The organism is Shewanella marisflavi, assembly GCF_023283925.1.
Taxonomy (GTDB): Bacteria; Pseudomonadota; Gammaproteobacteria; order Enterobacterales; family Shewanellaceae; genus Shewanella; species Shewanella marisflavi.
Window position 1 is genome coordinate 194,125 of the sequence record NZ_JAKIKX010000001.1, and the last position, 21,348, is coordinate 215,472.

The window sequence follows — 21,348 nt, forward strand, 5'->3', positions numbered from 1 at the left end:
GTCCTGATAATTAAATTACCTAAAAATTGATTTAAGTCTAAAGTCGGCCTCTGGCAGCTTGTTAGACTCGGTCGACATTTTTTGCTGGTGATTGATTATGAAACAGGCTCTGTTAAATCGATTTTTACGCTATGTGCAATATGATACTCAGTCAGATGCTAGCCAGAGTGGTTGCCCTAGTACGCAGGGACAACTGGCGCTGGCCGATCAGCTTAAAGAGGAGCTGACCCAGTTAGGCTTTAGTGAAGTGGCTTTGTCGTCGACTGGATATCTGACCGCTTTAGTACCCGCTAGGGTCGAAGGGGTCCCGCCCATCGGCTTTATTGCCCACCTGGATACGGCGCCCGATTTTAGCGGCGCCAATGTGCGTCCTCAATTGGTTGAAAACTATGATGGTGGCGATATTCCACTTGGTGAGCAGCATCAGCTGTCCCCTAAGGAATTTCCCGAGTTAGATCAGTATCTGGGGCAGACACTGATCACCACTGATGGCTCGACGCTACTTGGCGCCGACGATAAAGCTGGTATCGCCGAGATAGTGACGGCTCTATCGGCCTTGATTCAAGATCCCGATAGCCAACACGGTGATATCTACCTCTGTTTCACCCCTGATGAAGAGATAGGTAGAGGGGCTGACCTATTTGATTTTGATGCCTTTAGGGCACAGTGGGCCTATACAGTCGATGGTGGGGAGCTAGGTGGCTTGGAGTATGAAAACTTCAATGCCGCAACGGCTGTGGTGACCGCGAAAGGTAATAACTGTCATCCGGGCTCGGCCTTTGGGGTGATGGTCAATGCCCAGACGATGGCGGCGCGCTTTCACGCCAAAATGCCCCTGGGCGATACTCCCGAAAACAGTCGTGATTACGCTGGCTTTTTCCACCTTATCGAGATGAAAGGGGTGACTGAAGAGGCGCAGTTGACCTACATCATTCGCGACTTCGATCTGGATCAATTTGAGCAACGCAAGCGCTGGCTCACCGAGCGAGTAGAGGCCTGTAACGCTCAGCTGCAGCAGGGAGCCTTGACGGTTAGCATCACCGACAGTTATTACAACATGCGTGAGCAGTTAATCCCTCATCCCCATATTGTCGATATTGCCAAGCAGGCGATGCACCAGCTTAATATTACGCCAAAGATCAAGCCGATAAGAGGTGGCACTGATGGCAGTCGTCTCTCCTACATGGGGCTACCTTGCCCGAATCTGTTTACCGGCGGGCATAACTTCCATGGTAAGCATGAGTTTATCTCTCTGGAGTCCATGGTGAAGGCAACCCAAGTGATCATGGCGATCTGCCAGTTGACGGCGCAAAAGTTAAAAACCTGATGGGGTGGAGATATTGAGTTCGATGGTGTCAGTGTCGAGTAGCTCCACCGGAAAACTCACCTCGAAGCAGGCGCCGCCCAGTTCACTATCGTCTTGATAGCTGATCTCGCCCTTGAGGAGGGTGACTGCGTTAAAGGCGGCGGAGAGGCCAAGCCCTGTTCCGCCTTCTGAGCGTGTGGTGGTATAGAAGGGCTCGAAGATGTGGTTGGCCGCTTCGCTGTCAACGCCCGGCCCATCATCCTGAATGCGGATGTTGAGCTGTCCCTTTTCGACTCGGGCATCGATTCTGAGCTTGCCCTGCTGGCGCCCTTTAAAGCCGTGAGCATAGGCGTTCGACAGCAGATTGGTGATGATTTGTTTAAACAGGCTGAGGTTGGTAATGATATTGAGGTCCTCATCGACCCGGTAGTCGACCTCGGCTAACTTGTCGCCATAGAGGAAACGCATCGATTCGTGGTGCTCAATCAAGCCTTGTTTAACGTTGATACTGCGCTTTTCCTCCTGGCTCTGCTCTGCAGCTATGGTCTTGAATTTTTGGATCAGCGTGCTGGCGCGGGTGATATTGCTGATGATCAGCTCGCAGCTTTGTTGATACTCCTCCAAGATGGCGTTGATCTCCTCCAGAGTGGCGTTTTCGCTGTGGATCAAGCTAATCAGCTCTTCGATATGGATCAGTTGGGTGCTGGCGGCGGTGAGACAGATGCCGATGGGGGTATTGATCTCGTGCGCTACGCCTGAGACCAAGCCGCCAAGGGCCGCCATCTTCTCTTGTTCAACCAGCACCTCTTGTGCTCGCTTAAGCACTAATAGAGATTGCTCAAGCTCTTTCGTTCGCTCTTTTACCTGGCGGGCCAGCTCCTCTTTGTAGCTTCGTTCCAACTCGAGTAGGCGTTCTCGATCCGTCAAGGCTTCCTGTAGCTCCTGTTTGGAAGCCTTGATGTCATCAAAGGAGCGTCTGAGTTGTTGTTGCATCTCATTAATCGCCTTGGCGACCAGCCAAAATTCATCATTCTTATGGCTGTTTTTGACGAATACTAAGGGCTCAAACTTTCCATCCAGATTGATGTTTTGGCTGTAGTCACTGAGCTTAAGTAGGTGACGGGTAACCAAAAACCACACCAAGAAGAGGATGAAGCCGGCGACGATAAAGGTTTTGATCGCATTGGAGAGCAGTATGATGATGGCGCGATCGAGCAGTTTTTCATAGACCACCTTGAGGTCTGCCTGTACCAGCAGGGTGCCCACATCGATGTTCTCATTGCCTGAGGCGTAGATTAGCTGAAAGCGCTTCTCTATGGTGTTTTCTGGAGTAGCGGTACCTGCTTGCCAGTGTTGACCACTGTCGTCGTTAATTTCTATGTAGGTGATGTCAGGCAGCTGGATAAGGCCATCGATTTGGGTATTGATCAGGCGTTCGTCGATCACCCAGATGCTGGCGGCCAGCACATCCAGATTGACCTTCTCTATACTGTCAAATTGGCGCGTGATGCGATTGACATCGCTGCGATAATCATTAATTAACTGAAATCCGGTGGTCAGCAAAGTAATAAGCGAGCTAAAGAGAATGATCGACAAGGTAAGCTTTCTGCCGATAGGACTCTTGAGTAGCTGAGCGGTGAGATTTGCCATTTATCTGTGTCGCTTATCCTAAGCACCCAAAAACGGCCGGGAATTGACGCTTGGTGCACTGTCCAAAAACCATAGCTTTAAGCATAGCCTGATTCTGATGTTCTGCTTGTCTTGTCAGTAAAAAGTGTCGCCAAGGTGATGTTTGTAAAGTCATTATGGGAATTGTCTTATTGGCATTTTACTTGCATTTGTTTGCGGTACTGCAGGTTTTTTGACACTAGGTATCAAGATGGAAAAATTAAATCTGATGCTGTTTAAACAGACGAGTCCCAAACAAGTGATCTTTAATTTGATGTTGTGGCTGACCTTAATCAGCTCTGTGTTATTGTTTGCTCCGGCCTCATTGATGCGTACCTTGAGGTTAGACGACTTAGTGAATCAGTATGCGCACTTTATTGGTCTCGGTCTTATTGTGGGCGCGGCCTATCTGTTGACCCAGGTGGCTAACTATTTTCTCGATGAGGCGATTAAGCACCTAAAGGGGAAGCGAACAACCGAAACTATTGAGAAGAAGGTGAGATTACTCGATCCGACTGAGCGCGCGCTGCTGAGGGAGTTTTTCCTGCAAGGGGAAACAGTATTGACCCTGCCGGAAAGTGAGCCCGCGGTGCAGAGCCTGCTAAAGGCGAATATCTTAGAGTATATGGGTAACAAACAGCAGTATGCCATTCATGGGCCTACTGCCGATTTTAAGATTGCCATGGAGGCGAGATCTCATCTGAATCGTCAGGTGTTGCGCCTGCCACAGGGCGAACCCAATCCCGAACAGTTGCAACTGCTGATTAAGGCGAGACCGCACTTCATTCACAGTGTTGTACCGGGACGAAAGCACGCCGCTTAATACTATCTGGGTTCAGCAAAAAAAGAGGGGGCATTAGCCCCCATTTGCATTAGAAATGTTACTTTCTCTGGACCTTGGAGTCCTATCTATTGTGGTTTCGACTTAGAAATAAACAGCCACATGAGATATGACATTATGCCAATGGTCGTGAAGATAACTATCATAGATAGCAGGCCAATGGGGTTACCAAACATTAAATCTAACCAAAATGCCATTTGAGAAATCCTCTTTCGCAGATGTTTATAACGTTGTCGAAGCTAAATTAGCGCGAATAGATATGAGAGATGCTGATCTCGATCAATGAATGTTGTCAATTTGATAATGGTTCATCTCGTTTTAGTTTGATTTTGTGAGTTGGTAGACGATTTGCCTATAGAGCGACATTGGGGAAATATTCCTTTGTTTAGGGCTGCGGATGAAAAATCGGCAGTCGGTAATAAAGGTATCGCAAAAGGCTTGCCATTAGCTAAAGCAAAGGTATAATTCCGTTCACTTACCCGAGAGGAGTAAGTATAGTCTGATTGATAATGCCGGAGTGGTGGAATTGGTAGACACGACGGATTCAAAATCCGTTTCCTTCGGGAGTGACGGTTCAAGTCCGTCCTTCGGTACCATTATCAATGATTCTCTTAGAGAGATAGCCATTTAGGCAGACAAGATGCAGATGTGGTGGAATTGGTAGACACGCTAGCTTCAGGTGCTAGTGGCTTAACGGCCGTGCGAGTTCAAGTCTCGCCATCTGTACCAACTTGTGACTGATAAGATGCAATCCCTAAGAATAGAACCTGCTTAACGCAGGTTTTTTTATGCCTAAAATTTGTCGATAGTCTCGATAAATCCTCAAAACGTCAGACCCCATCTGATCCATTTTCTCTTAAGTTTATGATTTTTAAAGTCACCATCTTTGTTCTTAGCTAGGGACCTCTTGGCAAGATATCGCCAGACACAGATTCGCTGCAGTGCGCGGTTTCAGCCGCATTATCAAGGCTGGGTTTTAGGAGAAGAGCGAGGGTTTTATAGTGCTTGGTCTCTTAGTCATTATCAGATTAGCCCCTTGCCGCTTAGGTGACAGCAAGGGGAATTGGCGAGCTTAGCTTTGCAGTATCTTGAGCGGTAACCCGAGTATGTCGTCACCTGTGCCAGCCAGATACCAGATGATCGCCACCAGGGCGCCGACGGTGAGCAGATACCAGATAGTAGAGAAAAGCTGGCCATATCTGTCCAGGGGTAAGAGGTGGCTTTGATGTCGACTCTTCCACTCAAATATTATCTCTAGGGTGCCGATCAGCAACAGGAAGCCAAGCAAAGCCAGCCCCAGACTGTAGCTGATGAAGACACCAATGGCCGCGCCAGCCACACAGGCGATAAGTCCCATCAGGCTGTTCATCGAGAAGCTGATACTCTTGAGAATATGGCCACCATCTAAGGGGAGTATCGGCAGCAAGTTGAACAGGTTGAGCAGGGCGTTGAAGGCGGCGAGCCCGGCAAACAACGGGTTGTCTGTGAGCCAATAGGCGACCAGAGCGGCAATCGACATTAGCAGACCGAAGGTGGGGCCCATGATGGAGATCACCACATCCTGCCAGCGGGTGTTAATTTTTTCATCGCTCAGCGCCAGGCCACCCATGAAGGGGATTAGGTAGATCCCCTTGGTTTTCATGCCAAAATATTTCATCGCACGGATATGGCCATACTCATGAAATACCAAGCAGGCGATGAGCGCCAGGGCGAATTGGAAGGAGAAGAGCCAGGAGTAGGCTGCCACACTGGCACCAGCCAGGACCACCTTAATCACCTTGGCACTCTTAAGCAGCTTAAAACCTAGAGAGGCCAGCCCGACCAGACTGAACTTTTGCTGTGGCTTTACTGGGACTACAGGTGTCTGGCGCTCAATATCTTTAGTGTTGCGACTGCCTTCGCTGAGGATGGTCTCTTCGCTCAATAGGCGATAGTTAAGCTTAAAGGGTTGCCAGATGAGGTCGACTTCAAGTGTCAGTGGGATTTTGTGAACCGTTTGGGTGTTGGGATCCTGGCGGCTTAATTCAAACTCATGGTTTCTTAGCCCCTGGTTATCGGCGCTGGCTTCTTTGACCGACACCAGTTGGTTGTCCCAAAAGAGTTGTTGCCAGCCGGCCATTGAGCCTTCCAGTCTCAACTCTTTACCCAAACAGTCTATTCTCAGTAGTTCCACTTGTTATCCGTTATAAGTTACCGCTATCTGGCGGGGATTATGCCTGTAAAGTCGTGCCAAAGAAAAGAGGCCCGACAATTTTGCCAGGCCTCATTAATCGATTGCTGCACTATGACTATTTACGATTACTGTAATCGAAACTGATCTCCTGGCCCTCGTTAACCACTATGCAGGGGCCATGTTCACGTTGGGTTCGATTAAATGCCGGACCTATATGCAGCTCGACATTGGCGAAGATATGTTTACATGCCTCGATGCGATAGGTCTGATAGTAGTTATCCACTTCCTGCTTGATGCTGTTGTACTCTTGCTCTTCGCGAGACCACTCCTGGGTGATGCGGCGCTTCTCCTCCAGCATTCCCTTAACCTGCTCAACCATGAGGGCGTCATCTTGCCATTCGGCCTTGGGGGGCAGTTTATTTAGGCTGGATTCAATATTAAGCTTGGCCACCACCATATGCTTGATCCCCTGATCAAGCTGTTTGAGCTCCTCTTTCAGCTCGCTGCACTTCATGGCGCAGAATACTTCGGTCTTAGTGCCAGCCGTGGCGCCAATGATCACCGCCTTAACGCCTTTATCTGCATTGGCAATCCCCCCTACCAGATCGCCACGGCGGCCGTTGGCGTCGCTGACGATAAGTTGTCCTGAGGTTCGGGAGTGGCTGTGCAGCAGTTGTTTAGTGACCAGTATATCGCCCTCGGCATCAAGCTCTGAGTACTGTACGAACTGCGCCGAGATCTGCCCTTTGGCAGAAAGTTTGGTGGAGAGTTGATCTTCCTTAAGCTGGCGGCCGATAACCCCCTTACTGACGGTGATATCCCCATCGGCGATCAGTTGCGCCGAGTCGACAAATCCCATGACAGTAATGTCACCGGTGGATTTAACCACCATGCCTTCGTGCACGTCACCTGTAACCAGAATACTGCCCTTAAAGTCGACATTGCCGTAGCCGATATCCACATCTTTAATCTGCAGTACGTCGTCAACCTGCATCCCCGTCTTGGTTTCTACGGGTTGGCCAGCGACGGTAGCGATGAGTACATTGGGATCGGATTCTGGTATCACAGTCCCTGCGCCAGCGGTCAATTTGAGATCCTTACCCGCTATCGGTAATAAGGGTTCGCCCTGCACATTGTAGCCCTGTGTGCCTTCAGTGGCGGGGACTTTGATCATCAGCTTGTCATTGGGTTTGACCATGATGATCTCTCCCAGGTTGCGCATATCGACAGTGCCATCGGCGCGCTCCTGAGGTTGCAACAGACGCTCCCTTGCGAGCGGCACCTTACGTTCAACGACGGCATTGGTGCCGTTGACGGCGGGCTTGCCGTGGGCGATCACTTCGCTGCAGCTTTGTCCCGGTGCAAGATTTGGTTGTTTGGCGAGTAGTGATTCTATTCTGACCTTGCTCAGCCCCATGCTGATCTGTTCACTCTTTAATGCTCTGAGAATATCTTGCAGTGTGACAGGCTTGCCGCCCCATGGAGCTGTGAGTGTCATCTCGGCGCTCATCTTGTCGTCGCTGAGATTGATGAGGAGTTCGGCGTCTTTACGCTCGGCGATCTCGAAGAAGAGTTCATATTGACCATCTTCCTGGCCGATAATCTTGTTGACTTGGGCAACTGCTTTTTCGATCACATTCTGTCGAGGACGTAGCTGACAAAATTCGGGTAGGGTGAGTAGTTCGGTGATGGCGTCCACCGTCAGTGGGCCATGGCTATTGGGAATAACTTTTAATTCGGCTTTATTTCCGTCGCTACTCAGTTCTATCAGTCCAGGATCCAGCATATTGATTTCCGCAGTTTAATTATTATTTTAGTTAGTATTCTCCCGAGTATAACAGCATAAAGTTTGACCTATGAAGCCCTATTTTATGATGAACATGAAGCACATGATTGAAATGCGACCTGGCGCGATAAAGCCGGGTAAGACCGGCTATAAATAACAGATTAGCCAATAGTTGCTAAAGTCATCACGCCTTTTGATTGGCGTAGACCTTGTACCTGTTGTTTTCGGCTGTCACATTTACCTCGTTGAAAAACTTGGCGATAGTGTCAGCGTAGGGGAGATGACGGTTGGCAACGATCTGCCAAACACCGCCGATATTGAGCTGGGCCTCGCTCTCCTGCACAAAGCGAGTCGCTATTTCTGTGGTGCTGTCCAGGCCATCGTGAAATGGTGGGTTGGAGATAATGGCATCGAACTTCCCTTGTGTTTGCGCCAAACCATCAGAGGCATAGACCTTGGCTTGCATGTCGTTGGCCTTTAGGGTGAGTTCACAGGAGGCGAGCGCCATAGCGTTGATATCGACACATTCGAGCTTAAGTGTCGGGTTCGCCTTGAGCAGCGCTGCGGTGATCACCCCGGCGCCACAGCCAAAGTCCAGTACCCGCCCCTTGAGCGTCGGCAGATGTTGCAGTAAGAGCTCAGTGCCCTCATCGAGGCGTTTCTCGCTAAAGACGCCGACCAGATTGCAGATGGTCAGTTCACCCTGAGGTGTCACTAGCGTGTAGCGCTTGACCCAATCGTTAAGCGAGATAGCCGGGGCTGCAGTTTGCAGCGAGCTGGTATAAAGCATGCAGTGGCGAGCGTTGTCGCGTTTGATGCCCGGCTCGAAATAGTTAGGCAGTTGTTTGGTGATAGAGCGAATACCGCCCTTCTTTTCGCCCACAATGATCAGGTCACCGCCTGGCTGAAGATGGTTCGCCGCCAAGTTAAGCAGATAAGGCGCCAGGCTTTTCGACTTGGGGTAAAACAGCACTACCGCATCGAAAACTTGCTCTTTTGGCAGCTGGTGGCCGAAGTGACAGGATAATCGGGCATTTTCATGGCCTTTGACCTGCTGATAGTGGTTAAAATCTAGGGCTAATGTAGTGACTTTATCGGCCGTCTCCAGCAATGCCGTTGCCAATAGATCGCACTCATGATTAATGAGTAAAACGTTTTTTGATTCAAATAGTTCAATGTTTCTAAGGACAACTTGAGACGGATTAGAGAGCACGAAAACCACAAGATAATAGAGAATTTGCGGCAATTATAGCCTAAGCCCCTAGATTATCAGTAACATTTATTATGCCAGTTGGCTAAATCTTGCCTAAGCTATATTTCATTAGACAATAAATATCCTTTGTTATGTGAGATTTGCCGCATCAACAAGGTGAATGGGGATTAGAGGAGCGGAAATGCGACGAGTGTCGACATGGATGTGCTTATTGAGCTTATGTTGCGCCAACCTTTTCGCGGCTCAGGTGATTGTTAACGACTCCGTTGATGCCACAGATCTCACCCCTAAAGAGCTCAAGTTGATCTTTGCCATGCAGAAGCTGTACTGGCCCGATGGACAGAAGATTAAGGTCTTTGTCTTACCCAGCGATTCCCCTATACATAAAGAGTTTTGTTATCAGCAGCTTGAGTTGATGCCCTATGTGCTGCGTCATCGTTGGGATCGGCTGGTATTTTCCGGGATCGGTGAGCGACCAACCACCTTAGCCTCTGAGGCAGAGATGCGTGCACGGATCGCCAAAACGCCTGGTGCTATAGGCTATGTATCGGGGAGCGACGAGAGTCAAGCGATTGAGGTGAGTGAGCAGAGTCAAGGAGGACAAGATGAAGCCGAGCATTAGTAGCCTATGCCTGCTGGCACTTTTCATGGGGCCGGCGTTTGCCGATCAGTGGCAGTTAAATGGTTTCATTGGTCAGGGCTATATTAGCGCCGACGGGAGCGAATTTATTGTTGGTGAGTCCGGCGATACCTTTGATGTGACTGAGGCGGCGCTGCACCTCTCCTGGAATCCGGATGAGCACTTTCGTTTGGCTGGTGCGGCGCGTTATCGTCATTGGGGGACTTTAGATGAATCGGGCCTTGCTGCTGATTATCTGTTTGCCGAGTATAAATTTACGTTGAAACAAGGCTACCTCGGAGCCAGGGGGGGGCTGTTTAAGAGTGAGGCCGGCTTCTATACCAGCACCCGAGATGTTTCCTTTACCCGGCCAGGCATCTTGTTGCCCCAATCTGTCTATAGTGATTTTTTTCGCGATTCATTGCTGCATATCACCGGTGGTGAGCTGTTTGGCCGTCACCCTGTGTTCGATGGTTCGATTGAATGGCACTTGACCTTAGGGGATGCTCAGACCTCGGATGATTTGAATCGTAATGTTCTGGGCTCAGAGACTTATGGAGACTTCGATGCCGATGGCTACTGGGGGTCGGACATAGAGTATCAGGATGACAGTTTGCGTCTAGGGCTAACCTATTTTGATGCTAAGAGTGCTTTTGATGCTTACCAGGAAGGTCCCTTTAGCGATGGTAGCTTGCGCTCTAAACACTTGATTGTTTCGGCCCAGTATCGAGTTGACTTTCTTGAGTTTACAGCGGAATACCTGCATTTTGATCGCGACATTGACGGGGTCTTTGTTCGGCCTGGAGCAGGTACCTATGAGGTCAGAGGTTATGGGTATTATCTGGATGTACGCGGCTATCTGCCGGGCGATGTGGAACTCTTTCTCCGTTACGATCGTCAAGTGAGGGATGAGGATGACCCTGATGGCAAAGATCTGCCCGCAGGGGGCTTACCGGCTCATTTTGGCTATGCCAACGACTGGACATTAGGAGCGCGCTGGTTACCTGCAAAAGACTGGATGCTGGAGGCCGAATATCACTGGGTGCGTGGCGGTGGTTGGGTGACCCCTATTTTGCGACCTAATCCTGAGACGCAAGATAAGGATTGGTCACTGTTTGCCATTGAACTCTCCTATAAGTTCCAGTGGTGACACCATGATAGTGAACCACCCAAATCGTTTCGTGAGTATCAAATGGAAGCTGATGATAGCTGTCGTTTTGATCCTCACAGTTGTCGGTGCGGCCATCAGTACCCTGGCTTATCGACAGCTACTTAATCAGGAGAAAGTATTACTCGAAGCTCAGCGCGATAAGCTGGCCCAAAGCCTCTCTTATTCCTTAAGCACTGCGGTAGAGCATTCGCTGCAGGCGGCGATGCAGCTGGGCTTTGTCGCCAACGCGAAAGGGGATGACGGTGCCGAAGGTTATCAATTGCTGCTGAGTGAAAACTGGCCAGATGTACAGCTCTACTGGGACTTGAAAAGGTTTGGGCTCTATAGCCTGGATGGTGATCGGCTAGCTCATGCAGGCGAGCCCAACTCGGAGGATGATCTCAACTGGCTGCTAAACAGCGACATCTCTTATGAACTCTCTTCAAGAGTGGTCTGTATTGAGGAGTGTGCGATCCAGGTGTTGGTCCCCACTCTGGTTAATTCCAAGCCTCATCTGTTTTTCTTTGAGTCCGCCCTGACCGAAGTGATCAGCCATTTTCGTACTGACAGATCTATTGAGCTAGCAGTGTTGGGTACACAGAAACCCGAAGCCGAGCCTGGGCCCTTATGGGGGCGTCATCTCTATAGCATCAGTAATCGCCCTAGCAGTTTCAGCTTGCTAAGTCATATGGCCGATAATTATTCCTGGCAGCAGATCTCCCTGGGCGATGAGATCTACGACTATCAAGGCAGTCGCTGGGCTGTGTGGTCTTTTCCACTGGATCAGGTGGCTAACGCGCCGACGATAGTGGTGTTGATGAATTTGGATCAGTGGCAACTCGTGCTCTCTAGTTTCCAGTTGGGGTTAGTGGGGACCTTGCTGGTGGGCCTCATCTTGGCGGCTGGGCTGGTGATGCTGGTCGCCTGGAAACCGGTACTTAGCTTAGCCCACCATGCCAGCCTGTTGCCCCTACTGGCGGATCATGACTTTGCCCGCGTACGTGCCAGTCTGCCGAGAAAGCCTTCTCTGTTTCCCGATGAGGTGGATCTTATTCACCAGGCCACTCGCCAGCTGGCCGACAATATGCAGGGGCTTGAAAGCGAGGTGGATGAATATACCCATGAGTTAGAGCGTCTGGCAATGCTCGATACCCTGACCGGCTTGCCCAATAAGTCGATGTTGAACCATGAGCTACAGACGGCTATCGCCTGTATCGCCAACGAGGACGACTGCGTTGTGCTGATGTTTCTGGATCTGGATGAATTTAAGCGGATCAATGACACCCTGGGCCATATCCAGGGGGATGAATTGCTCAAGATAGTCGCCGCCAGGTTAATCAATAGCGTAAGAGAGATGGATACCGTGTTTCGTCAGGGAGGCGATGAGTTTCTGATCTTGCTCAGGATGGTACGGGATGATCAGGAGGTCAGCAATGTGATCCATAGGATCTTTTCTGCCCTGCAACATCCTGTGGTGCTGGGGAGTCATAAGCTAATTGTGACCACCAGTATTGGCCTGGCCTACTGCACTTCGCCGCATATGCGAGCCGAAGAGCTAATACAACATGCGGATCTGGCAATGTATCAGGCCAAAAGTGCCGGACGCAGCAATTATCGGGTGTTCAGCGAGGAGATGCTGAATCAGGCGAACAACCGATTAATGATAGAGCAAAGCATAGAAGCGGCCATTAATGAGGAGCAACTGGTGCTCTTCCTTCAGCCTATCGTCGAACTTCGTGAGGCGAAGCTGAAAGGGTTCGAGGCGCTGATCCGCTGGTTCCATCCTGAGCGGGGGCTCATCATGCCGGGGGACTTTATTCCCGACATCGAACATAGTGAAGCGATTATTCATGTGGGTAATTATGTGATCCGCAAGGCGGCGGAGTTGATCGCTCAGTTTAAGTCAGCTGGTTGGTCTGAACTCTATATTGCCGTTAACCTGTCGGCGAAACACTTTCTCGCCCCCGATCTGCTCAACGTGGTGCGCCAAGAGGTGGATGCGCATGATATCTCGGCGCAGTCACTGGTGTTTGAGGTGACAGAGGAGAGCGTGATAGAGCAGGTGGAAAGTGCGATGGCAGCCATGGAGTCGCTTCAGTCGCTGGGGGTTAAGATTGCTATCGACGATTTTGGTACCGGCTACTCGTCACTGAGCTATCTTAAGCAGCTGCCGTTCGATCTATTGAAAATTGATCGCAGCTTTACTGCTAATGTGCTCGACGATGAGGCTGATGCTCATATCATCACTACGGTTATCGAATTGGCCCACAATCTCGGCCGACAGGTGGTTGCCGAAGGCATTGAAACTCAGCCGCAGGCGCAGTATTTGAGTTGCCAGCAATGTGAGTTAGGTCAGGGCTACTACTTCTCACGCCCCATGGATGTGACTTCTGTTTTCAAGGTGCTTAGCGAAATTGAGTACACCCGCATGTGGCCAGTGAATCAAACTCCCCAGCCTAAGCTGGTCAGGCAGGGGAGCTGAATCTGTCATCTAGGCTTGATTATCGACCTGGGTGACTGGTGCGGCAGATTGACTTTCGGCGCCTTCGCTCAGTAGGTCTTTGGCTTGCTGTAGCTCACCATTTTCCTCGTTTTGAGCAGGCGTTTCCTCTGTAGGCGTTACTTCTGAGGCTGGTTTTGCAGGCAATTTTACCTCTGCTTTAGGCTTGGGCATCTTAGGCAATAGGCTAATCAGTTTATTGGCGATATCTGTATTGTCCTGATGACCGGCAAAGAGCGGTGAGGCAGGCCCTGTGGCAAAGACCTGAACATCTACGCCTGTATGACCACCCGTGGTCCAGCCCGTGTTTGAGCGCTGGTCGATAAGCTTCTTGAGCTGGGTGGTCAATACTTTTTCACCCTGCATTCTGGCACTATCTAGGGTGTTGAACTCCTCAGCGCTTGGCGTAAAGCCAAGCAATTCACTCAGGCCTGTATGCCACTCGTCTTGGGCCAGTGCTTTCGCGGCGATGCGTGAAGGGCTGGCACCTATATCACGCAGTACCTGGCTGTCCCAGCGGTACTCGCCCTGGGTGCCAATAGATAAGCCTCCCGTGTTGTGGTCGGCGGTGATCACCAATAAGGTGTCCTGATGCTGACGCACATATTGCTCGACCACCTCGATGGCGCTGGCAAATTCATGCATCTCAGCCATGGCGGTAGCGATATCGTTGTTGTGACCCGCCCAATCGATGAGGCTGCCTTCAACCAGTAACACGAAGCCTTGCTCATTTTGCGAGAGAAGTTCGAGCGCCTTGGCTGTCATGGTGCTCAACCGTCTGGCTTCAGGCTCATCTATGGCCCAAGGAAGTTGTACATCGGCAAATAGCCCCATCACCTTAGGTTGGGTCACGTTATCTAGCAGCGCGGCATCTTTAAGCACCTGATAACCCTTAGCCTCGAACTGCTTGATCAGCTTGTCGGAGAAATAGCGCTGACCGCCGCCGAGCATGACATCGGCATCAGTGTTTAGATAGCTTTCTGCCAGAGCCTCGTAATTACGGCGGCTCTCGTTATGGCTTAAAAAGGCGGCTGGGGTCGCGTGGTTGATCTGGCTGGTCACGGCAACCCCTGTACTCATGCCACGTTTTTTCGCCAGTTCCATTAGGGTTGGTACTGGACGTTTGTCGGTATCGACCGAGACGGCGCCATTGTAGGTCTTAACCCCGGTTGCCAGCGCCGTGGCGGCGGCCGCCGAATCGGTGACGTAGCCGCTGACTGGTGCCGGATAGGTGCTGGCGTTGCCAACCAGCAAGCGGTCAAATACCGTCTGCTCTATCTCCTGAGTATTGGGATTATCTTGATAGTAACGATAGGCACTGACGTAGGCGGGCCCCATACCATCACCAACCATGATCACGATATTCTTGGGACGGCTCGGCGCCGACTGCGGGCCCAGCAGACTATCGGCCCAGAGACTGCCGGAAAGCAGCGCGGCCGATAGTGAAACTAGGCTGAGTAAACGGGTTAACTTCATTTGGTCTCCAGTTTAACGGGCGACACGCGCTTCGATGGCATCCATCAACATGCCGGTGATATCCACATCGAAGGCGGCCTCGATCTCTTTAATACAGGTCGGGCTGGTCACGTTGATCTCGGTGAGCTTGTCGCCTATCACATCAAGGCCGACGAAGATCAGTCCGCGCTTTTTCAGCTCTGGGCCTATAGCGTTGGCAATGGCCCAGTCACTGTCAGACAATGGTTGAGCCACACCACGACCGCCGGCGGCCAGGTTGCCCCGTGTTTCCCCTTTTTGTGGGATGCGCGCCAGGCTGTATGGCACAGGTACGCCATCGACCACCAAAATACGCTTGTCGCCGGCAGTGATGTCGGGAATAAAGGCCTGGACCATGGCATATTGCTGGCCATGATTGGTGAGAGTTTCGATGATCACCCCAAGGTTAGGATCTTGCGCCTTGACTCTAAAGATAGAGCTGCCGCCCATGCCATCTAAGGGTTTTAAGATAATGTCGCCTTTCTCTTGATAGAAAGCGCGAATGCGCTGGGCATCGCGGGTCACCAGAGTGTCAGGGGTAAATTCACTGAACCAGGCGGTAAACAGCTTTTCGTTGGCGTCACGCAGGCTTTGGGGCTTGTTGACGATCAGCGTGCCTTGCTCTTCGGCACGTTCCAGCATATAGGTGGCGTAGACGAATTCGGTATCGAATGGCGGGTCTTTACGCATCAAGATCACATCAAGTTCGGCCAGTGGTGTATCCACGGCTTCTTCGAGTTGATACCAGCTTTGGGGATCTTGTTGCACGCTGAGTCGACGCATATTGCCCATGGCCACACCGTTTACCATGGCCAGATCTTGCATCTCCATATAGTAAAGTTCGTAGCCCCGCGATTGCGCCGCCATCAGCATGGCGAAGCTGGAGTCTTTCTTGATGTTGATGTCGCTGATGGGATCCATCACTATGCCAAGCTTAATCATCTCATCTTTCCTTATGGTTAATGCGAAGGGAGCCGGGCCTTTAGCCCAGATCGCCAAATTTCAGTTGTAGTGCGCTTATCGCCGTTAAGGCCGCAGTCTCGGTGCGCAGTACGCGCGGCCCAAGCAAGACATCGGTAAAGGCGAAGTTTTCTGTCATCGCGATCTCCTGTGGCGACAAGCCGCCTTCTGGGCCGATCAACAGGCGTACCCTGTCGGTTTCCATCGACAGCCCTTGGATGCCATGGGCCGCTCTGGGATGCAGATTCAGTTTTAGCGCCTGGGTCGGCTCTGCACACCAATCGGCCAAATGCATGGCGGGCCTGACCTGAGGCACTGTGCTACGTCCAGATTGTTCGCAGGCACTGATCACTATCTTCTGCCACTGCTGGATCTTCTTTTCCAGTCGCTCGCCGGTTAGCTTCACGCCGCAGCGCTCAGAGAACAACGGGGTAATAGTATTGACCCCCAGTTCAACCGACTTCTGCAAGGTGAAGTCCATGCGATCGCCGCGGGAGATCACCTGACCCAGATGCAAGTTTAGGGGAGACTCATTGTCGTTAATCGCCTTTGAGAGGACCCGCACTTCGACGTTTTTCTTGCTGGCAGCGACGATCTCGGTCAAATAGTTGTGGCCGTCGCCATTAAAGAGTTCGAGCTGCTCGCCTTCGCCCATACGCAGCACACGGCCGACGTGGCCGGCAGCTTCATCGTCCAGCATCAGGGTTTGCTGGCAATCATAGTCACCTGGCTGATAGATCCTTGGAATTCTCATGCTCTACTCCGCGATACTTTGGGTATTTGTCAGTTTTTGGCACTGGGCCTGGACAAAGGGGTTGTGATTACCCTGCTTGGCCGCGATGGCCTGGTCTCTTCGGCATTCAATAGTATCAACTGGATAGCTTTTATCCCATGCCTGAAATAGTTTTAACTGACTTTTGGCGATCTTAAGGTCATAGGCCTGCTGCATATAGAGATAGGTGCGTGCTATTTGGCCACGGGTATGGCTGGGGGGCTCCACCTTTCTGCCTTTGAAATCTACCACCATGGCGCATTGACCATATTGCTGCGGCTTAGCATTCCATTGACTGAAGCGGTAGTTGCTGCGATCGCCGTTGACCTCGCCGATGGCGGGCACCAGGTTGTGCAGGTCGCTCTCCATCTTCTTAAACTGTTTATCTGTCCTGCCGCAGTTTTTACGGCCACCTTGTTGCCAGCATTGGCGCTGATGACCAAACTCCCAAGCCGGGACGATATGTTCCCACTCGATACGACTGGCGCGCTTCTCCTGTTTACGTACCTGATAGCCGCAGCCCTGAAAATTGGGTTGCCAAAGCTTGCCAGATATTTGTATATCACAGCCGCAATAGAAGCTCTTGGCTGGTAGCTCTTGGCTGTAGATGTTGCGGGCGACCTGTTTGGCCTGGTTAAAGCTACTGGGGTGAGAGGCGAGGGCGCCTGTAGAAAGGCCGAGCGCCAGCAGCGCTAAAACGCCACGCAGCAGCGGCCTCACACCAAAAGAGGTAGTAAGCACATTAATTCCCTAAATAAAGCATAAACGTTCGCCGCCTATCTCTGCCTGGCTCTATGGTTGGCTGGCTTGGTGGCGACGATGCTATTCGGTGCCTGCACCGATATCGATGCCGATTCTACGGGAATCGACTCAGATCAGGCAAGTTAAGCTGGATTCATTATGACTCGCCCTGCACTCGGCTGAGCGTTTCGTTACAGCGGCGACAGCGATATTGGGTCTGCTGGCGCTGTACCTTATTGTGTCGCCGAATGGAAAGTGGCACTACGCCGCACTGGCAACGGTAATTGTAGGTTTTACCCGCGACCGAGTCGGTATTCAAGCTGTGGGTGGTACTGGGGGACAGGCCATAAAGTTTGACCATCAATGCCTGCCACTCCTTGCCGTGAGGCTTTACCCGACCATAGAGCTGATAGGCGAGCAGGTGGCAGATCTCATGGGGCACGACCTGTTGGATAAAGACCTGAGGGTTTTCCGCGAGTAAGACAGGGTTAAACCTGAGTTTGTTGATCTGCAGATGGGCAGTGCCTGCGCTCTTGCCTCTAAGTTTAAAGTTGATCTCTGGGCGGGGAAAGCGGCGGCCAAGTTGTCTTTCAGCCAGCAGGTAACAATCTTCTACGGTCTTAACTATCGCCTGTTGATCGCTATTCAGCGCATCTTGGGAGACGGCCTTTTTATGGCGGGGTGGGGCAAACAGGGATTGAAGTGGTCGAAACATACTCGGGTCAAGGTTATTGGCGCCCGCCGGGTTAGCGGGCGTCTTTAAGGCTTGCCATTATAGCCGCGTCGCAGCGGCTTTGACCATCTCCTTGACCTGTTCCACTATCGCCATCTCAGTATCTGCCTCATAGGCTTTCACCTTTGGGGTGTGAATATGACCGACCTTGATAGGGCTGTTAAAACGTTGGCCGAGCAGTACGGCGCGATAGGAGATCTCATTCGAGAGGTAGCCACCGCCCGAACCATTGACCGAGGTCGCATTTTGCAACTCGGCCAGTGAGCTGGCGTCAAACTCACCCCGTGATAGGGTGGTGACTGTGTGGTTGTCATTGATCTTCCATCTGCCCTTGACCGACTGCATGGCATCAACCGGCAGCGAGAATTCAACGAATTCAGGACCATAGAGGGGCTTACCATCAAACATAGGTGCCTTTGGCGACTGGGCTGAGGCACCAGTGAGCACATTGAGATTATCGGGCGCTGCGGCGCTGCGGTTACGGCCTGGGAAACGTTCCAGATCGAAGTCGTCTCGTCCCATACTGACGGTGAAGATGGCGTTGACGCTCTTTTCTCGATAAACCGGAGTCAGCAGGGATTCGATGATCCCTTGGTCGAAGTCGGCGAAGCGAACCGGGATCATCACGGTTTCAATTTGAGCTTTTCTGCCATCGACAGTGAATTTGTAGCCGTCTAATGCCAGAGCCGTTAATCCCGAGGGGTTGCTCTGATCTATGTTGCGATCGAGGAAGAAGGGATCGAAGCCGGTCAGCAGAATGCGGATCTGGCTGTCGTCATCGAAATGAATGTCGCTAAAACCTCGAGAGGACTTTTCAACGGCCTTGAGCAATATGCTGCGTTGCCAGTCGGCCATATTATAGGCGGGCTTTGACTTTTTAAGGGTCTTCTTCATCGCCAGTCGGCTCCAATAAAGGGGCCTGTCATCCTGACCGCCAGATTGCACATCTCTGACCGCTTGTTGCCAGAGACGTTCGCCTTGATGGGCCACCATCTTTGTCATGATGAGTTCATCTTTTTGCTGGCGATACTTTTCATCTAAGTTATCGACCAGGGCTTGATAGCGATTGACGACATCGGGTATGGCCTGTGTTGCCTTGGGCAGGCGTAGCTCCTCAAGATCCAGGCTGGCGAAGGCGCTGCTACTCAGTAAGCTGGTCATCGCCAGGGCTATGGCTGTTTTACGCATGACATGGTTCCTTTGCAAAAACCTCTCACCCTTAACACTCGTGGTGGAGCATATTGGGCAATGATGGCTCAGGGCGGTTATCAATTTGAATTTATTATAGTCAACAACTGAGTATGCACGACATCAGGTCGCAAATAAAGACTTGAGATGGCTTGATAAAATGCCAGATTCTTGACACAAATCGCCATGAGTTTGCCCTCATGGCGGTAGCAGGAGTTGTTAGACTTGCTTATAGCATTTAATGAAGCATCAGATGATGCAGTGGCGATTATTTGGGGGAAGTGTCGATGACATTAGCTGCAACAAGGAAGTCTCTACGGTGGCTTAGTTTAGCCTTTTTTATCTGGGGTGGCATCGCAGTGGCGGCAGAGCCTGGGATGATATCTGAGTCGAAAATGGTGGCTGAAGATATAAAGGTGGACCGAGAGATACAGTCAGCCTTCGACGCCTTGGGGGCGAAAGGCGTCATGGTGCTGCTGGACGATAAACAGGGCAGAGTGCTGACCAACGACTTTGCCCGAAGCCAGCATGCCTATATTCCCGCCTCAACCTTTAAGATACCCCATAGTCTGTTGCTGCTTGAGGCGGGGATAGTAAAAGATGAGCATAGTCGGTTTGCCTGGGATGGGGTTAAGCGTGCTTATAGCCCTTGGAACCGTGACCATTCCTTTATTGATGCGATGAAGTATTCCGTGGTGCCCATCTATCAGAAACTGGCTTTGCAGCTGGGTGATAAACGTATGGCTCAGGGATTGGCTAAGCTCAATTATGGCAACGCTAATATTGGCGGCGGACTCGATAGCTTCTGGCTCGATGGTGAGCTGGCTATCAGCGCGCAACAGCAGGTGCAGTTCTTAAGGCGCCTCTATCACAATCAACTGCCAGTCTCCGAGCGCAGTCAGCGTATCGTTAAGACCATGATGCTCAACGAGGCCAACGGCGATTGGGTGCTAAGAGCCAAGACGGGCTATGGCGTGCGTAATGCCCAGAAACTTGGCTGGTGGGTTGGCTGGTTGGAGCGAGAGGAGAACACTTATTTCTTCGCCATGAATATGGATATCACCACAGATAAAGATCTGGCATTACGCAAGCAGGTGGTGAAGCAGCTTCTTAAGGCTAAGGGCTGGATGTGAGGGGCTTAATGGCTTAAAGGTGGTAAGGCGGTAAGCTTCCCTGCCTTATCAGCACTATCACCTTCCGATACTAAAACTTACATCATCATAGATTGCAGTGATTCATGGCTGCTGAAACGTTTGGTGAAGAAGTCTAAAAAGACGCTGATGTTGGTGGCCAGTTGGCGGCGACTGGAATACACACCATAGACCTTAAAGGGTTCTATCGGCCACTCCTGCAGCAGTGGTACCAGGCTACCACCTGCCAGCTCATTCTTACACACAGAGTTGGACAACATGGCGATACCAAAATCGTCCAATACCAGTTGTTTTACCATGATGGCGCTGTTCACCCTAACCTTACGTTTAAAGTTGACCATGGTTTTGCGATCCCCCTTGCCCAAGGGCCAGATGGGCGCAGAGCGCGAGGTTCCCAGCAAGATACCGCTGTGCTCACTTAACTCCTGAGGTGTTGCAGGGGTGCCGTTGGCCTTTAAGTAGCCAGGGCTAGCCACCAATATAGGTTGGCGCTCCAGTAGTAGACGGGCGACCAGATCAGAGGATTGCAGCGGGCCATACTTGATGGCGATATCATAACCTTCACCGACCAAGCCCACATCGTTATCGGTAAACTGGACGTCGAGGTCCACGTTGGGATAGAGGCGCATAAAGCTGCTACAGAGGTTGGCTATCAGCTCCTGGCTGAAGGAAACTGGTATGGCGATACGCAGTGAACCTGAGACGTCGTTGTGAGTATTTTCAATGGTTGCCTTGGCAGCCTCGATTTCATCGCTAATACTACTGCAGTGCTGATAAAAAAGCGCACCAACCTGAGTCAGGCTAAGATTACGGGTGTCACGCTGTAACAGGCGCACACCGAGCTGCTCTTCGAGCTGAGCCACCTTACGACTTATGGTTGATTTTGGCATGCCCGTATTACGAGCTGCCTGGGAGAACCCCTTGGCGCGAACGACTGCAGCAAAGAGCATCATACCGTTTAAATCTGGCATTATTTATCACTGTCTCAAATATGGAACAAAGCGTCTAAGCCAGTTTAATAGCATTTGACCCTATAACAAAGCTATATTTATT

Annotated in this window: 18 protein-coding genes and 2 tRNA genes; 8 read left to right on the plus strand and 12 right to left on the minus strand. The window is 51.2% G+C overall.

The annotated features are described in order from the left end of the window. Positions 1 to 97: 97 nt before the first annotated feature. The gene (gene pepT, locus L2712_RS00875; protein ID WP_248976602.1) at positions 98 to 1,327 is read left to right on the plus strand and encodes a peptidase T; all 1,230 of its coding nucleotides are present in this window, start codon (positions 98 to 100) and stop codon (positions 1,325 to 1,327) included. On the opposite strand, the gene L2712_RS00880 is transcribed toward pepT, so the two are convergent. Continuing rightward, positions 1,316 to 2,956: a sensor histidine kinase gene (locus tag L2712_RS00880; RefSeq protein ID WP_033537795.1), complete on the minus strand. Its 1,641-nt coding sequence runs from the start codon at positions 2,954 to 2,956 to the stop codon at positions 1,316 to 1,318. The two genes, pepT and L2712_RS00880, sit on opposite strands and share 12 nt — an antisense overlap. A gap of 229 nt (positions 2,957 to 3,185) precedes the next feature. Here L2712_RS00880 and L2712_RS00885 point away from each other — a divergent pair, with 229 nt between their 5' ends. After that, a complete protein-coding gene (locus L2712_RS00885; protein WP_033537796.1) occupies positions 3,186 to 3,797 on the plus strand; it encodes a superinfection exclusion B family protein in 612 nt (203 codons plus the stop codon). An 86-nt stretch (positions 3,798 to 3,883) separates the two neighbouring features. Here L2712_RS00885 and L2712_RS00890 read toward each other — a convergent pair whose 3' ends face one another. Continuing rightward, positions 3,884 to 4,012: a DUF3149 domain-containing protein gene (locus L2712_RS00890; RefSeq protein ID WP_081953754.1), complete on the minus strand. Its 129-nt coding sequence runs from the start codon at positions 4,010 to 4,012 to the stop codon at positions 3,884 to 3,886. 314 nt (positions 4,013 to 4,326) lie between these two features. Between L2712_RS00890 and L2712_RS00895 the strand changes: the two genes are divergently transcribed. Continuing rightward, positions 4,327 to 4,411: transfer RNA gene (locus tag L2712_RS00895), tRNA-Leu, on the plus strand. A 46-nt stretch (positions 4,412 to 4,457) separates the two neighbouring features. Continuing rightward, positions 4,458 to 4,544: transfer RNA gene (locus tag L2712_RS00900), tRNA-Leu, on the plus strand. Positions 4,545 to 4,887: 343 nt separating this feature from the next. Here L2712_RS00900 and L2712_RS00905 read toward each other — a convergent pair. The 3 genes from L2712_RS00905 to L2712_RS00915 form a co-directional block, all read right to left on the minus strand. After that, positions 4,888 to 5,934 carry a site-2 protease family protein gene (locus L2712_RS00905; RefSeq protein WP_248977052.1) on the minus strand — a complete coding sequence of 349 codons (1,047 nt, stop codon included), beginning with the start codon at positions 5,932 to 5,934 and terminating at the stop codon, positions 4,888 to 4,890. 169 nt (positions 5,935 to 6,103) lie between these two features. Further along, positions 6,104 to 7,774, minus strand: coding sequence for a flagellar assembly protein A (locus L2712_RS00910; RefSeq protein WP_088905466.1), 1,671 nt, complete (start codon positions 7,772 to 7,774; stop codon positions 6,104 to 6,106). A 184-nt stretch (positions 7,775 to 7,958) separates the two neighbouring features. Further along, entirely contained in the window at positions 7,959 to 8,987 is a 1,029-nt protein-coding gene (locus L2712_RS00915; RefSeq protein ID WP_248977053.1) for a methyltransferase, read from the minus strand. Between the two features lie 202 nt (positions 8,988 to 9,189). On the opposite strand from L2712_RS00915, the gene L2712_RS00920 reads away from it, so the two are divergent. Genes L2712_RS00920 through L2712_RS00930 form a run of 3 tightly spaced genes read left to right on the plus strand, consistent with a single transcriptional unit; the run spans position 9,190 to position 13,238 of the window. Further along, entirely contained in the window at positions 9,190 to 9,609 is a 420-nt protein-coding gene (locus L2712_RS00920; RefSeq protein ID WP_346347559.1) for a hypothetical protein, read from the plus strand. Further along, on the plus strand, positions 9,593 to 10,756 hold the full coding sequence (locus L2712_RS00925) for a hypothetical protein (RefSeq protein WP_033537800.1): 1,164 nt from the start codon (positions 9,593 to 9,595) through the stop codon (positions 10,754 to 10,756). Before L2712_RS00920 ends, L2712_RS00925 begins: the two co-directional genes overlap by 17 nt. A gap of 52 nt (positions 10,757 to 10,808) precedes the next feature. Then, positions 10,809 to 13,238 carry a putative bifunctional diguanylate cyclase/phosphodiesterase gene (locus tag L2712_RS00930; protein ID WP_248976604.1) on the plus strand — a complete coding sequence of 810 codons (2,430 nt, stop codon included), beginning with the start codon at positions 10,809 to 10,811 and terminating at the stop codon, positions 13,236 to 13,238. A gap of 9 nt (positions 13,239 to 13,247) precedes the next feature. Here L2712_RS00930 and L2712_RS00935 read toward each other — a convergent pair whose 3' ends face one another. From L2712_RS00935 to L2712_RS00960, 6 genes are all read right to left on the minus strand, one after another. After that, entirely contained in the window at positions 13,248 to 14,732 is a 1,485-nt protein-coding gene (locus L2712_RS00935) for an alkaline phosphatase (RefSeq protein ID WP_248976605.1), read from the minus strand. Between the two features lie 12 nt (positions 14,733 to 14,744). Then, positions 14,745 to 15,692, minus strand: a complete 948-nt coding sequence (gshB, locus tag L2712_RS00940; protein ID WP_248976606.1) for a glutathione synthase — start codon at positions 15,690 to 15,692, stop codon at positions 14,745 to 14,747. Positions 15,693 to 15,732: 40 nt separating this feature from the next. Beyond that, the gene (rsmE, locus tag L2712_RS00945) at positions 15,733 to 16,464 is read right to left on the minus strand and encodes a 16S rRNA (uracil(1498)-N(3))-methyltransferase (RefSeq protein ID WP_248976607.1); all 732 of its coding nucleotides are present in this window, start codon (positions 16,462 to 16,464) and stop codon (positions 15,733 to 15,735) included. A gap of 3 nt (positions 16,465 to 16,467) precedes the next feature. Next, a complete protein-coding gene (locus L2712_RS00950) occupies positions 16,468 to 17,229 on the minus strand; it encodes an endonuclease (protein WP_428619562.1) in 762 nt (253 codons plus the stop codon). Between the two features lie 151 nt (positions 17,230 to 17,380). Beyond that, a complete protein-coding gene (locus L2712_RS00955) occupies positions 17,381 to 17,938 on the minus strand; it encodes a SprT family zinc-dependent metalloprotease (protein WP_248976608.1) in 558 nt (185 codons plus the stop codon). 57 nt (positions 17,939 to 17,995) lie between these two features. Then, entirely contained in the window at positions 17,996 to 19,144 is a 1,149-nt protein-coding gene (locus L2712_RS00960; protein ID WP_033537805.1) for a C15 family peptidase, read from the minus strand. Between the two features lie 416 nt (positions 19,145 to 19,560). On the opposite strand from L2712_RS00960, the gene blaOXA reads away from it, so the two are divergent. Further along, positions 19,561 to 20,277, plus strand: a complete 717-nt coding sequence (gene blaOXA / locus L2712_RS00965; RefSeq protein ID WP_248976609.1) for a class D beta-lactamase — start codon at positions 19,561 to 19,563, stop codon at positions 20,275 to 20,277. Between the two features lie 77 nt (positions 20,278 to 20,354). Here the strand turns inward: blaOXA and L2712_RS00970 are convergent, their stop codons facing one another. Next, positions 20,355 to 21,266: a LysR family transcriptional regulator gene (locus L2712_RS00970; protein ID WP_088905458.1), complete on the minus strand. Its 912-nt coding sequence runs from the start codon at positions 21,264 to 21,266 to the stop codon at positions 20,355 to 20,357. Positions 21,267 to 21,348 lie beyond the last annotated feature (82 nt).